A 13,569-nucleotide genomic window follows, 5' to 3' on the forward strand; every position below is an offset into this window, starting at 1 on the left:
TGAAGGGGTTCAGTCGTGCTGCGGGGTGTCCGCGGCAGCGGGTCGTGCGCGGCGCCTGCGGACCGTGAACGCGGCGGCTGCGGCGAGCGCCAGCAGTGATCCGGCCGCTATGGCGAGGGGGAGGGCGGGAGTTCCGTCGTCGCCGACGTCCTGCTGCGCGGCCTTCACCACCGGCTCGGACGAGGCATCGGACGAGGCATCGGACGAGGCATCGGACGAGGCATCGGACGCCGATGGAGACGCCGCCGGGGTGCTGCCGAGGTCCGGCAGTGCGGGGAGTTCGGCGTTCGCGGTGAGGGCGACGGCCAGGGAGACCGGGTCCATCGCGGTGCCCTCGGGGTACATGCCGGCGAAGGCCTTCGCGCCGTTCGCCGTGAGTTTCGCGGGGGCTTCGGTGAGGGTGACGAGGCCGTTCTTCGGCTGGAGGTCCTTGGCCGTGAAGGTGACCAGCGGGACCTTCCTGCCGGTGTGGTCCGGCGACTTCACATCGGCGTAGAGGGTGCCCTTGTCGTCCGCGACGGTGACGCGGATGCCGCTCAGGATGAGGTCGAGGCCGTGTGCGCCGGTGAAGCGGACCGTGCCCTTGAAGGAGGCGGTCAGGTCGCCGCCGGTGTACGTTCCCTCGCTGTCCGGGAAGCGGAAGAGGGCGCCGCCGTCCAGGGCGCCGGAGGACAGGGTCCACCGTCCCTTGGCGATGTCTCCGGTGACGTACTCGCGGAAGGTGCGGCGCACGCCCCAGTCGACGGCTCCGTCGGTGAGCTTTCCGGCCTTCGAGGCGTTCGAAGTCGTCTTGGGCTGGGGGGTCTTCGTCGTCGGTGCGCTCGACGGCTCCCGCGGAGCCGCCTGCCGTACGTCCGCCGAGAGGCTCACCGGGTCCAGTGCCGTCCCGGCCGTGTAGTAGCCGGCGAAGGACCGGGCGCCCTGGGCGGTGAGGGTGGCGGGAAGGTTGTTGAGGACGACGGAGGTGCCGCCGCCCCGCATGTCGATCCCGCCGAGGGAGAGGGAGGCGAAGGGCACTTGGTGGGACGTCGTGACCGCCCCGGTGTCCTTCGCCTTGCTGGTGACGTCCACATGGAGCGTGCCGGTCGAGCCGGAGATGCTCACGGTGGGACGGCTGAGGGTGAGGTCGAGTTGATACGCCCCGGAATCGGTGGGGTGGCCGGCGAAGCGCACCCCGCCGGAGAAGGCGGCGCGGAAGGTGCCCGTGTCGCCGTCGTAGGTTCCCGTCGCCGAGTGGAAGCGGAAGCCGCTGCCGCCGACGGTGGCCGCGCCGCCGGTGAGGGAGTAACTCCCGTTCGCGACCGGGCCGGTGATGTAGCGCTGGAAGGACGTCTTGATGCCCCAGTCGAGCCGTCCGCCCTGGACGGTACGGCTCTCGGCGTGGGCCGCGGCGGCCGGGAGGAGCGCCCCCAGGACGGCCGCGCAGAGCACGGTCACCAGGGCGCGGAGGCGGGTGGGCATGGGAGGTCCTCCGGAGACGACAGCCGGTAGCGAACAAAGGTAAGGCTAACCTAAGCTGCACCTTGGTCAATATCCACCACTGCCGGAAGGATCGGACGGAACCGTGCGACGCTTGCGCACCGGACTGGCGGGAGCACTGCTGTCCGTAATCGCCCTCACCCTCACCACGACCGCCTGCGGAGGCTCCTCCGACGCGGCGGCCGCTCCCCCGGCGAAGGACTCCGCCGCGCGGCCCGACCGCGTGGAACCCCTCACCGGCACACCGGAACCGGAACTTCCGGTCACCGTCCGCTCCGCCGACGGCCGGAAGCTGACGGTCGAGCGGGCCGAGCGGCTCGTACCGCTCTCCGGAAGCCTCAGCGAGATCGTGTTCACCCTGGGCCTCGGGGAGCGGGTCGTCGCCCGCGATGTGACCGCCACCTTCGAGCAGGCGGCCGAACTCCCCGTCGTCACACGGGGACACGACGTCTCCGCCGAGAGCGTGCTGTCCCTGCGGCCCGACCTGGTGATCGCCGAGTCGACCACCGGACCGGCGGAGGCCATGGACCAGATCCGCGCCGCCGGGATTCCGATCCTGGTCGTGGAAGGGGCGACCGGGCTCGACGACGTGGGTCCGCGCATCGGGAGCGTCGCCCGGGCGCTCGGCGTACCGGACGCGGGCAGGGAACTGACCCGCCGCACCGAGCAGCGGATCGCGGCCGTGAGCGCGTCGGTGCCACGGGAGAGGACCCGGCCGCGGGTCGCGTTCCTCTACCTGCGTGGTTCCGCGTCCGTGTATCTCATCGGCGGCAAGGGTTCGGGCGCCACGTCCCTGATCGAGGCGGCGGGAGCGGCCGACGCCGGGGCCGAGTCCGGACTGGAGAAGGATTTCACCGCCATCACCAGTGAGGCGCTGGTGAAGGCGGCGCCGGACGCCATCCTCGTGATGGCGAAGGGACTGGAGTCCGTCGGGGGCATGGACGGGCTGATGAAGATTCCCGGAATCGCGCAGACGCCTGCCGGAATGGACCGCCGGGTCGTCTCCGTCGAGGACGGCGTCCTGCTCAACTACGGGCCGCGTACGGACCAGGCGCTCACATCGGTCGTGCAGCAGCTGTACGGCGGTGACGCGTGAGCATCCTTGAGAAGACCGAAAAGGAGAACAACGAGAAGAACGTGCCGGGACCGGTGCGGACGGCTCCGGAACGGCCTCGCGAGCGGCGCACCACCGCCTGGCTGTTGACCGCCGGACTCGTCGCCGGTCTGCTCGCCCTCGTCCCGGTCGCCGCCGGGACCGGCGCCTATCCCGTGCCCGTCGGCGACGTCCTCACCTCCGTACAGCACCGGATCGGGCTCGGCGGCACCGAACTGGACCGGGTCGCCGAGTCGGTGTTGTGGAACGTACGGTTCCCGAGGATCGTGCTCGCCCTGCTCGTCGGGGCGTCCCTGGGGTGCGCGGGCGCGCTGATGCAGGGTGTGTTCGGCAATCCGCTCGCCGAACCGGGCGTCATCGGTGTCTCCTCCGGCGCGGCCGTGGGCGCGGTGGCGGCCATCGCGCTGGGGATGGACTTCGCCGGGAACTGGACGGTCTCGGTGCTGGCGTTCGCCGCCGGGCTGTGCACCGTGCTGCTCGTGTACGGGATGTCCCGCTCGGGCGGCCGTACGGAAGTGGTGACGCTGATCCTCACCGGGATCGCGGTGAACGCCTTCGCGGGCGCCCTCATCGGGCTGTTCCTGTTCTTCGCGGACACCGCCGCCATCAACCAGATCACCTTCTGGCAGCTCGGCTCGCTCTCCCAGGCCACCTGGCCGAAGGTGCTCGCGGTCGTGCCGTGCGCGGCGCTCGGGCTGATCGTCGCGCCCCTGTACGCCCGCCGGCTCGACCTGCTGGCGCTCGGCGAACGCCCGGCCCGGCACCTGGGCGTGGACGTGGAGCGGCTGCGGATCGTACTGGTCCTGATCATCGCGCTGCTGACGGCGGCGGCGGTGAGCGTGTCGGGGATCATCGGGTTCGTCGGGTTGGTCGTGCCGCATCTGCTGCGGATGGCGGCCGGTCCCGGGCACCGGTTCCTGTTGCCGGGCAGTGCGCTGCTGGGCGCGCTGGTGCTGCTGGCGGCCGATCTCACGGCCCGTACCGTCGCCGAGCCCGCCGAACTCCCCCTCGGTGTTCTCACGGCGCTGCTCGGCAGCCCGTTCTTCTTCTGGCTGCTGCGCCGCACCCGGCGCAGGCAGGGAGGCTGGGCATGAAGCGCCCTCTGGACAGGAATCCGGGCAGGAAGCCGGACATGGAGCCGGACATGGAGCCGGACGGGAAGCGAGACAGAAAGCGTCCCTTGGGCATGATCCGTCCGCGCCGTCGTCCCGTGCCCCCGGCCGCTCCCGAGTCCGGTGAGGTGCTCGCCGAGACCGAGGGGCTGTCCGTCCGGCTCGGTGCCCGCGAGGTCCTGGCCGATGTCGACGTCCGGGTCCGGGCCGGTGAGGTGCTGGCCCTCGTCGGGCCCAACGGGGCGGGCAAGTCGACCCTGTTGAGCGTCCTCGCCGCCGATATCACGCCCACCGCGGGTGCGGTACGGATCCACGGGCGTCCGGCGTCCGACTGGTCCGCGCCCGAACTCGCGCTGCGCCGTGCCGTGCTGCCCCAGTCCGCCTCCCTCTCCTTTCCCTTCACGGTCGAGGAGGTGGTCCGGATGGGCCGCGCGCCCTGGGCGGCCGCCCGGCCGGACGAGGACGCGGCGGCCGTGGCCGGGGCGATGGCCGCCACCGAGGTGACCGGCTTCGCCGCGCGCCCCTTCTCCGCGCTCAGCGGCGGCGAACGGGCCCGGGTGGCGCTCGCCCGGGTGCTCGCCCAGCACACTCCCCTGCTGCTGCTCGACGAGCCGACGGCCGCACTCGACCTGCGGCACCAGGAGCTGGTGCTGCGGCTGTGCCGGGAGCGGGCGCTCGCCGGTGCCGCAGTGGTCGTCGTCCTGCACGACCTCGGGCTCGCGGCGGCCTACGCGCACCGGGTGGCGATCCTGCGCGCCGGCCGGCCCACGGCCGACGGCCCGCCGGAGGAGGTCTTCACGCAAGGGCTGCTGTCGGAGGTGTACGACCAGCCGGTCGAGGTGTTCCCGCACCCCCGGACGGGCTCGGTCCTGGTGCTTCCGGAGCGGACGGCTTGACCTCCGCTTGACCCGCCCTGACCGTTGCTTGACCTGGTCATGGCGTCGGTTTTGAGTCACCGTAACCGTTCCGCGCCCATAGCCGTCCATGAGAGGCGGATCACAGAACCCGCGGGCATCACTCAGCCGATGCCTCGGTATGTTAGGTGAGCCTCACCTTCTTTACGTGGGGCTGATTGCGCATCATTTCGGCCACACGGGAGCCTTCATGCGATCCGCCCGACCCGCCCGACTGCCCCTCCTCACCGCCGTCGCCACGGTGGCGGCGCTCGCCGCCGTCAGCGGCTGCACCGAGAAGGGCGGCGGGGACGGGGAACAGGTCGTCACCGTGACGGCCACCGACGACACGTGCGAGGTGTCGAAGAAGGAGTTCCCGGCCGGGCACGTCGAGCTCGCCATCGAGAACAAGGGCTCCAAGGTCACCGAGGTCTACCTGCTCTTCCCCGACGACCGGGTGGTCACCGAGCGGGAGAACATCGGCCCCGGCACCAAGCAGCGCGTCACCGCCGAGGTGAAGGCCGGCGACTACCTGATCGCCTGCAAGCCGGGCATGCGCGGCAAGGGCATACGCCAGGCTGTCAAGGCGTCCGGCGGCAAGACCGTCGAGCGCGACCCGCGCCTGGACACGGCGGTGGCCGCCTACCGCGCGTACGTGCAGGCGCAGGCCGACGAGACGCTGCCGAAGGCGAAGGAGTTCGCCGAGGCCGTCAAGGCAGGCGACGTCGAGGCCGCGCGGAAGGCGTACGCGCCCTCCCGCATCGGCTGGGAGCGCACCGAGCCGGTCGCCGAGTCCTTCGGTGACATCGACCCCAAGGTCGACGTCCGCGAGGACGGTCTGGAGGACGGCCAGGACCCGGCGACCGACTGGACCGGCTGGCACCGACTGGAGAAGGCCCTCTGGCAGGACCAGAAGATCGGCGACCGGGAGAAGGAACTCGCGGATCAGCTGATCACCGACCTGCTGGACTGGCAGAAGCGGGTCGGCAAGGCCGACATCACCCCCACGTCCATGGCCAACGGAGCCAAGGAACTCCTCGACGAGGTCGCCACCGGCAAGGTCACCGGCGAGGAGGAGCGCTACTCGCACACCGACCTGGTCGACTTCAAGGCCAACGTGGAGGGCGCCGAGAAGTCGTACGCGCTGCTGAAGCCGGTCGCCCGGGAGAACGACCCGGAGCTGGTGAAGGACCTCGACCGGCAGTTCGCGGCGCTGAACACGCTGCTCGACCGGTACCGGCCGAACGCGACGTCGTACGACTTCACCTCGTACGACAAGGTCGGCAAGGCCGACCGCAAGGAACTGTCGGACGCGGTCAACGCGCTCGCGGAGCCGCTGTCGCAGCTCGCCGCGGCCGTGGTGAAGTAGAAGCAAGGGAGCGCGGTGACGATGACGGACAGCAACGCACAGGCGCCCTCGCGGCGTTCGCTGCTCGGCTGGGGCGGGGCCGGGCTCGCGCTCGGTGCCGCCGCGGCCGGGGGCGCGGTCGCGGTGGCCCGTACCGGGGACGAACCGCGGGCGGAGGCCGGCGCGGCGGTGGAGTTCCACGGCGCGCATCAGGCGGGCATCGCGACCCCGGTACAGGACCGGCTGCACTTCGCCGCGTTCGACGTGACGACCGAGGACCGCGCCGAGTTCGTCGAGCTGCTGAAGGAATGGACGCGGGCCGCACGGCTGATGACCGCGGGACATGCGGTCGGTGAGGGCGCGTACGGCGGTCCGGCCGAGGCGCCGCCGGACGACACCGGTGAGGCGCTGGACCTCAAGCCGTCCCGGCTGACCCTGACGGTCGGCTTCGGGCCGTCGCTCTTCGGGAAGTTCGACCTGTCCGGGCGGCGCCCCGAAGCGCTGGTCGAGCTGCCGAAGTTCGCCGGGGACAACCTCGACCGCGACCGCAGCGGTGGTGACCTGTGTGTGCAGGCGTGCGCGGACGATCCGCAGGTCGCCGTGCACGCGATCCGCAATCTCGCCCGCATCGGGTTCGGCCGGGTCGTGGTGCGCTGGTCGCAACTCGGCTTCGGCAAGACGTCGTCGACGACTCCCGACGCCCAGACCCCGCGGAACCTGTTCGGTTTCAAGGACGGCACCCGCAACATCTCGGGGACGGAGCGGGACCGCCTCGACAAGTTCGTCTGGGTCGGGGAGAAGGACGGTCCCGGCTGGATGGCGGGCGGGTCCTATCTGGTGGCCCGGCGGATCCGGATGCACATCGAGACCTGGGACCGCACCTCGCTGCGGGAGCAGGAGGACATCTTCGGCCGTGACAAGGGCGAGGGCGCGCCGGTCGGCAGGGCGAAGGAGCACGACGAGCCGTTCCTGAAGGCGATGAAGCCCGACTCGCACGTACGGCTGTCCCACCCCGAGGCCAACGACGGGGCGACGATCCTGCGCCGGGGCTACTCCTTCACCGACGGCACCGACGGACTCGGCCGGCTGGACGCGGGGCTGTTCTTCCTCGCCTACCAGCGCGATCCGCGGACCGGGTTCATCCGCATCCAGCGGAACCTGGCCGGTGACGCGCTCAACGAGTACATCCAGCACGTGGGTTCGGCGGTCTTCGCCGTTCCGCCGGGCGTCCGCGACCGGGACGACTGGTGGGGCCGGTCCCTGTTCACCGAGGAGGCGTGAGCCGTGTTCTCCAACTATCTGATCGGTCTGCGCGAGGGCCTGGAGGCCAGCCTCGTCGTCTGCATCCTGATCGCCTATCTGGTGAAGACCGGGCGGCGGGACGCGCTGAAGCCGGTGTGGGCCGGTATCGGGGTCGCGGTCGCCCTGGCGCTCGGGTTCGGCTGCGCGCTCGAATTCGGCTCGCAGGAGCTGACGTTCGAGGCACAGGAGGCGCTCGGCGGTACGCTGTCGATCCTCGCGGTGGGCCTGGTGACCTGGATGGTCTTCTGGATGCGGCGCACCGCCCGGCATCTGAAGGCGGAACTGCACGGCAAGCTGGACGCCGCGCTCGCGATGGGCACGGGGGCGCTGGTCGCCACCGCGTTCCTCGCGGTGGGCCGCGAGGGCCTGGAGACCGCCCTGTTCGTGTGGGCGTCCGTGCACGCGGCCGGGGACGGCAGCCCGCGCCCGCTGATCGGGGTGGCGCTGGGGCTGGCGACGGCGGTGGTGCTCGGCTGGCTGTTCTACCGGGGTGCGCTGCGGATCAACCTCTCCAAGTTCTTCACGTGGACCGGCGGCCTGCTGGTGGTCGTGGCGGCGGGTGTGCTGGCGTACGGCGTCCACGACCTGCAGGAAGCCGACTGGCTGCCCGGCCTGACGAACCGGGCCTTCGACATCAGCGGCGCGATCCCGCCGGACAGCTGGTACGGCACCCTGCTGAAGGGCGTGTTCAACTTCCAGCCCAACCCCACCGTGGTCCAGGTCACGGTGTGGCTGCTGTACCTGGTCCCGACGCTCGCGCTGTTCCTCGCCCCGGTAGGGTTCGCCTCCGGGAAGGGGAAGGTGAAGGAACCGGATGAGCAGGGATCACGGCCTTCGAAGGCTCCGCAGGCACCGCAGGTTTGACACATGGGCGCTCGTGGCCGCTCTGTCGCTGACGGCGAGCGGCTGCGTGGTGGTGCACGGTGAGCGCGAGGTGCTCCCGGCCACGACCCGCGCCGAAGCCGCCGAAGCGCTGGCGGAGTTCACCGCGGCGTACAACGAGGCCGACAAGGCGTACGACTCTTCCCTGGACGCCGATCACACCACCGGCGCCCTCGCCGACATCGACGGGGCCCGGCTGAAGGCCGGGCGGGCCAACAGCCCGGAGGGAAATCCCGGTTACTCGCCGCTGGAGCTGACGGACGCGAAGTTCACCATTCCGGCGAAGGCGGGCTGGCCGCGCTGGTTCCTCGCCGACGCCGAGGGCAACAAGGGCGGCGACGTCCGCTGGCTGCTGGTGTTCACCCGCGGCGGGCTGGACGAGCCGTGGGAAGTGGCGTATCTGACGCTGGTGGCCCCGGACGAGATACCGGAGTTCACAACGGACCGGGACGGCTGGGCGGAGGCCGTGCCCGCGGACTCGACCGATGTGGCGGTGCCGCCGGGCGAGTTGAGCGAGGAGTACACGACGTTCCTCACGGACGGCGGGGAGGTCTTCGCGGACGGTCCGCACACCAGCGCATGGCGGGCCACCCGGGCGAAGAAGTCGCAACAGCCGGGTCTGGCCAGGCAGTACCTGGACGAGCCGATGAGGGACGGCGACTACGCGCCGCTGGCGCTGCGCACCGCGGACGGCGGGGCGCTGGTGTTCTTCGCCACGCGCCACTTCGAGAAGCAGACGGCCGCGGAGGGAGCGTCGGTGCCGGTACCGAACGGGGACGTGCTGGCGCTGACGACCGGGGAGATACGGCAGTCGCTGACGATGGAGTTCGTCTCCAACGAGGTGGCGCTGGATCCGGCCGACGGCGAGGTGGAGGTCCTGGGGCGGATCCAGGGGCTGACGTCGGCGAAGGGCGAGTAGGCCCTGCCGGTACGACCGCGGCCCACCGGACTCCGCCGGACTCCACGGACCTCCATCGACCTGCTGGATCCATGGCCGGGGCGGGCGCTGTCGTCGGCCGGGGCGGGCGGTCCTGTCCGGCACCCTGCGGGGGCGGCGGGGGCTGCGGTTCCGCGCCTGCTGCGGGGGCGGCTGGGTCGATGCCGCGTACGGGTCGCCGGGGTGCGGTACCGCCGTGGGTGGGGCGGGCGGTCGCAGATCACACCGGGCGGCTGATCGCCGGACGCCGGCGGCTGCTCGCCGGGCGCCCGTGCACGGGCTGTCTCAGCGGCGCAGGGGCCAGGCCGTGGCCGTGTGGTCGGACTGTTCACCGATGTGGCGGGCGCAGGAGTCGGTGAGGAACTCCAGCAGGGTCAGCGGGTCCGGCAGCGGATGCTCGGGGCCACGTACCCAGTGCACCGACCGGTCGCCGTCGCCGGGCAGGCGGGCGGGCGGTACGAGGACGTAGGAGCCGCGGCAGTGCCAGCGCAGCCCGGGATGCTCGTCCATGGTCTCCGGATGGCAGTCCAGCTCGCACGGCCACCACTCGTCCTCGTCCTCGGGGGTGCCGCGGGTGAGGGTGAAGAACAGCACGCGGCCGTCGTCGCTCTCGGCGACGGGGCCGACCTCGACACCGGCGTCGAGCAGGCGGCCGAGCGCCTCGCGGCCGGCGTCGAGGGGGACGTCGAGGACGTCGTGCACCATGCCGGTCGCGGTGATGAAGTTGGCCTGCGGCTGGTGACGGGCCCAGCGCTCGATCTGGGCGCGGTCGGTGGTGGACTGCGTCTGCCAGGCGAAGGACACCGGGTGCCGGGCCGGGGTGGGGCAGCCCACGCGGTCGCAGGAGCAGCCGTACGCGGTGGCGGGGTGCGCGGCGGGTGCGAGTGGCAGTCCCGCGTCGGCGGCGGCGAGCAGCAGGGCCTCACGGCCGCCCTCGTCGGCGTCCGTCTTCGGGCGGCGTCCGCGCAGCCATTGGGAGATTCTGCCGTTCCGGCCGCTCCGTCCACCGAACTCCGCGCTCATCTATCTCCTCGCCTCGCCGTCCTGCGTCCCCAGCATGCCCTATGGTTCCACCGCCGTGCGCATCGGGGGGCCGGAGCCCACAATCGCCGCAGGTGGGACGAGGGTGACCCGAACGGACGAGGGGGGCCCGAGGGGACGAAGAGGACGCCTGCGGGGCGAGTGCCCGGGGCGGGCCCGCGGGGCGAGTGCCCGAGCGGGCCTGCGGGGCGAGCGCGCGGGCGGGCCCGCGGGACGAGCGCGCGGGCGGGCCCGCGGGGCGAGCGCGCGGGCGGGCCCGCGGGACGAGCGCGCGGGGTGGGGAGCGGGGCACCCGGGCGGGAGGGGGTGTCACTGCACGGTCCGGCCGGACACCCGCGCCTACCGTGTTCGGCATGGTCACATCGATCGCGTCGACCGGCCTGGCGGCTGCGGCTTCCGTGGTCGCGCTGACCCTCACGGGCGGCCACGCCGGCGGCTCTCCGCTGGAGTGGGGCACGGGGCCGCTGACGGTGGACTCGCTGCCCCGGGTGCCGTACGTCGCTCATCGGGGCGGGGCCCGCGAGGTGCCGGAGAACAGCATGTCGGGGCTGATGGCGGCGTACCGGCGCGGTACGGCGCAGGTGCTCGACTTCGACACCCGGGTACTGCGGGACGGGACACCGGTGGTCTTCCACGACGCGACCCTGAACCGTACGACCTTCCTGGGCGGCGAGGTGCGCGGACTGGACGCCGGGGAGTGGCGGAACGTACGGCTGCGTCCGCGCGACGGGCTGCCGGTGAGCTGGCGCGCGGAGCGGCCGCCGACGGTCGCCGAGGTGCTGGACCGTCTCGGCGGGCGGGTCGTGCTGATGCTGGAGGCGAAGGACCCGAGCGGCCTCGACCGGCTGGCCGCGCTGATCCGCTCCCGCGGTCTGACCCGCTCGGTGTTCGTGAACACCAACGACCCCGCGGTCGCCCGCCGCGTCCACGGCCTGGGCCTGCTGACCCAGCTGTGGCGCTCGGCCCGCCAGCTGCGCACCGACCGCCCCGAGCGCTGGCGCTCCTACGTCGATCTCCTCGATGTCGACGTCAAGGCCCGCGACGCGGATCTGACCCGCGCGGTGCGCTCCGGTGTCCCCCGCGTCTGGGCCCACACGGTCGCCACCCCGGCCCAGCGCGACCGCGCCCTCTCCCTCGGCTGCGACGGCATCATCACGGACGTTCCCGGGCGCCTGTCCCGGCATCCGGTGCGGGGGCCGGGGGTGGTGAGTGCGGCGCTGGGGCGTTGAAGGGCTGAGGGGCTTGGGGGCGGCGGGCGGCGGGTCAGCGGGGTGCGAGGCCGTACAGGGCGTAGTCGACGAGGGTGTCGGTGTAGTCGTAGGTGATGGGGGCGGTGTACTGGAGCCAGCGCTGGGCCAGGGGGGAGACGAAGAGTTCCAGGGCGATGCGCGGGTCGATGTCCGCGCGGACGTCTCCGGCCGCCTGGGCCGAGCGCAGGCGGTCGACGTAGAGCTGGAGCTGGGGCTCCAGCAGTGTGGCGACGAACCGGCGGCCGAGTTCCTCGTTGACGATGCCCTCGGCGGCCAGGGCGCGGGAGGGGGCCTCGAAGGTGGGGTCGTGCAGTTCGTCGACCGTGGCGCGCAGGACGTACTTGAGGTCGGCGGCGAGGTCACCGGTGTCGGGGATGGCGTACGCGGGCTGGTCCGCGGTCCGGGCCTCCTCGGCCGCCCGGTCGCTCAGGTCGAGGAACGCCTCCAGGAGCACGTCCGCCTTCGACGACCACCAACGGTAGATCGTCTGCTTGCCGACACCGGCGCGGGAGGCGATGCCCTCGATGGTGGTCCTCGGGTAGCCGACCTCGGCGACCAGGGCGAGGGCGGCGTCGTAGATGGCCCGCCGGGAGCGCTCGCTGCGGCGGGTGGCGTCGGGGGCCGGCTGGCCGGCGGGCTGGTGTGAGGCCATGGGTCGAATTTATCAGGTTGACAAGACGATGCGTCTCGCCGCACAGTGGAGGCACCGGACGGCGAGACGATACGTCTCGTATCGAAGAGGTGGATGAGAGACGGAAGGGGCTCGAACGATGACGCGAGGCGGAGCCGGAAACATGCTGGGCGTCGGCGGCACCCGACGGCACCTCGGCCGCGAGGAGTTGCGCGGGGGCGGGCGCGGCGGGCGTATCGGGGGCGGGCTCGACGCGCGGGCACAGAAGCGGGGGTTGCTGCGCAAGCTGCAGGAGAGGCGGGAGGAGGGGAAGGGGGCGGCGTCAGACGCTTAGGCGTCGGCGCGGGGTGCTGGGGCGCGGCGCGAGGTGCTGGGTCGTCGACACCGGGCGCTCACACGTCGGTACCGGGCGGCCACACGTCGCCCCGGCCCTTGTCCCGGGCCGGACTCGGCGTCGCCGCCGAGCGCTCGGGCGGCGGGGTCGGGCGCTCGGGCGGCGGGGTCGGGCGCTCGGCGTCAGGCGCTTGGGCCTCGGCGACGGGCGCTCACGCGTCGGCGTCGGGGGGCCAGGGGGCGCCCCAGGTCGTGTCCCGGGCCGCCCGGTACAGGTCGCCGTGGCGTTTGGTGACCGTGGCGCGGCTCAGGGACGGGTCCTTCTCGCACAGGTCGAGGAGGACCTGGCCCTTGCGGATCTGTGGCTTGCGGACGACCCGGGCGGGGGCCGGCGTGACCGGGGCGCGGGTGGCTGCCACGTAGCTGAACTTCTCGTCCTCGTACGCGAGGGACCCGCCCTTGACCTGGCGGTGCAGGGACGAACGGCTGACCCGCGCGGAGAAGTGGCACCAGTCCGTGCCGGGGGCGATGGGGCAGGCGGCGCTGTGCGGACAGGGGGCGGCGACGTGGAAGCCGGCGGCGACGAGGCGGTCGCGGGCCTCGATCACACGGGCGTAGCCGTCGGGGGTACCGGGTTCGACGATCACGACGGACCGCGCGGCGTCGGCGGCCGCGTCGACGAGGGCGGCGCGGTCGGGGGCGGTGAGCTCGTTGAGAACGTAGGAGACGGTGACGAGATCGGTGCTCTCGATGGAGAGCGCTGCTCCGATACGAGAGCGGTGCCAGCGGGTGCGGTGCAGCGCGGGGTACGCGGCGGCGAGTTCCCGACCGAGGGCGAGGGCGGGTTCGGCCCAGTCGAGCACGGTCACGGGGCGGTCCCCGGGCCAGGTCGCGCTCACGGCCCAGGCGGCCGCGCCGGTGCCGCCCCCGAGGTCGATGTGGTCGCCTGGCGTCCATCCGGGTACGGCGTCGGCGAACGCCTCCAGTGCCGAGCGCACCGCCGCGAAGGTCGCGGGCATGCGGTAGGCGGCGTACGCGGCGACGTCCGCACGGTCGCGCAGGATGGGGGTGTGGGTGGGGGTTGCCCCGCGGTAGGTGGCGATCAGCCGCTCGACGGCCTGCGCGGCCTGCCTCGGCGGAAGCCCGTCGAGCAGCCCGGCGAGGGCGGAGCGCAGGGTCTCGGCGGTGGAGAGGGCGGAGGCGGGGGCGTTCACCCGGCGATTCTACGGGGGTGGGGGCGTGCGTGG

Annotated in this window: 13 protein-coding genes; 9 read left to right on the forward strand and 4 right to left on the reverse strand. The window is 72.7% G+C overall.

Features of this window, described 5'->3' with window-relative positions; genetic code table 11:
* Positions 1-9: 9 nt before the first annotated feature.
* Positions 10-1,461 (reverse strand): HtaA domain-containing protein, encoded by a 1,452-nt coding sequence (locus ACIF9R_RS30295; protein WP_399985585.1) that lies wholly within the window; start codon positions 1,459-1,461, stop codon positions 10-12.
* Between the two features lie 103 nt (positions 1,462-1,564).
* On the opposite strand from ACIF9R_RS30295, the gene ACIF9R_RS30300 reads away from it, so the two are divergent.
* The 7 genes from ACIF9R_RS30300 to ACIF9R_RS30330 all read left to right on the forward strand — a co-directional run bounded on the left by ACIF9R_RS30300 (position 1,565) and on the right by ACIF9R_RS30330 (position 9,049).
* Positions 1,565-2,575, forward strand: a complete 1,011-nt coding sequence (locus ACIF9R_RS30300; RefSeq protein ID WP_399985586.1) for a hemin ABC transporter substrate-binding protein — start codon at positions 1,565-1,567, stop codon at positions 2,573-2,575.
* A 41-nt stretch (positions 2,576-2,616) separates the two neighbouring features.
* A complete protein-coding gene (locus ACIF9R_RS30305; RefSeq protein WP_399985625.1) occupies positions 2,617-3,687 on the forward strand; it encodes a FecCD family ABC transporter permease in 1,071 nt (356 codons plus the stop codon).
* Positions 3,688-3,779: 92 nt separating this feature from the next.
* Positions 3,780-4,601, forward strand: coding sequence for a heme ABC transporter ATP-binding protein (locus tag ACIF9R_RS30310; protein WP_399985626.1), 822 nt, complete (start codon positions 3,780-3,782; stop codon positions 4,599-4,601).
* Between the two features lie 208 nt (positions 4,602-4,809).
* A complete protein-coding gene (gene efeO, locus ACIF9R_RS30315) occupies positions 4,810-5,967 on the forward strand; it encodes an iron uptake system protein EfeO (RefSeq protein ID WP_399985587.1) in 1,158 nt (385 codons plus the stop codon).
* Between the two features lie 21 nt (positions 5,968-5,988).
* Positions 5,989-7,227, forward strand: coding sequence for an iron uptake transporter deferrochelatase/peroxidase subunit (gene efeB / locus ACIF9R_RS30320; protein ID WP_399985588.1), 1,239 nt, complete (start codon positions 5,989-5,991; stop codon positions 7,225-7,227).
* A 3-nt stretch (positions 7,228-7,230) separates the two neighbouring features.
* The gene (gene efeU, locus ACIF9R_RS30325) at positions 7,231-8,112 is read left to right on the forward strand and encodes an iron uptake transporter permease EfeU (protein WP_399985589.1); all 882 of its coding nucleotides are present in this window, start codon (positions 7,231-7,233) and stop codon (positions 8,110-8,112) included.
* Positions 8,063-9,049: a hypothetical protein gene (locus ACIF9R_RS30330; protein WP_399985590.1), complete on the forward strand. Its 987-nt coding sequence runs from the start codon at positions 8,063-8,065 to the stop codon at positions 9,047-9,049. Before efeU ends, ACIF9R_RS30330 begins: the two co-directional genes overlap by 50 nt.
* Positions 9,050-9,352: 303 nt before the next feature.
* Here the strand turns inward: ACIF9R_RS30330 and ACIF9R_RS30335 are convergent, their stop codons facing one another.
* On the reverse strand, positions 9,353-10,090 hold the full coding sequence (locus ACIF9R_RS30335; RefSeq protein WP_399985591.1) for a bifunctional DNA primase/polymerase: 738 nt from the start codon (positions 10,088-10,090) through the stop codon (positions 9,353-9,355).
* A 371-nt stretch (positions 10,091-10,461) separates the two neighbouring features.
* Here ACIF9R_RS30335 and ACIF9R_RS30340 point away from each other — a divergent pair, with 371 nt between their 5' ends.
* Complete coding sequence (locus ACIF9R_RS30340) at positions 10,462-11,337, forward strand: glycerophosphodiester phosphodiesterase (protein ID WP_399985592.1); 876 nt, start codon at positions 10,462-10,464, stop codon at positions 11,335-11,337.
* A 34-nt stretch (positions 11,338-11,371) separates the two neighbouring features.
* On the opposite strand, the gene ACIF9R_RS30345 is transcribed toward ACIF9R_RS30340, so the two are convergent.
* The gene (locus ACIF9R_RS30345) at positions 11,372-12,010 is read right to left on the reverse strand and encodes a TetR/AcrR family transcriptional regulator (RefSeq protein ID WP_399985593.1); all 639 of its coding nucleotides are present in this window, start codon (positions 12,008-12,010) and stop codon (positions 11,372-11,374) included.
* Between the two features lie 118 nt (positions 12,011-12,128).
* Between ACIF9R_RS30345 and ACIF9R_RS30350 the strand changes: the two genes are divergently transcribed.
* Positions 12,129-12,323, forward strand: a complete 195-nt coding sequence (locus tag ACIF9R_RS30350) for a DUF6243 family protein (protein ID WP_399985594.1) — start codon at positions 12,129-12,131, stop codon at positions 12,321-12,323.
* Between the two features lie 211 nt (positions 12,324-12,534).
* Here the strand turns inward: ACIF9R_RS30350 and ACIF9R_RS30355 are convergent, their stop codons facing one another.
* On the reverse strand, positions 12,535-13,536 hold the full coding sequence (locus tag ACIF9R_RS30355; RefSeq protein ID WP_399985595.1) for a small ribosomal subunit Rsm22 family protein: 1,002 nt from the start codon (positions 13,534-13,536) through the stop codon (positions 12,535-12,537).
* Positions 13,537-13,569: the final 33 nt, after the last annotated feature.

It is taken from the genome of Streptomyces sp. NPDC086080 (genome assembly GCF_044540255.1).
Lineage (GTDB): Bacteria > Actinomycetota > Actinomycetes > Streptomycetales > Streptomycetaceae > Streptomyces.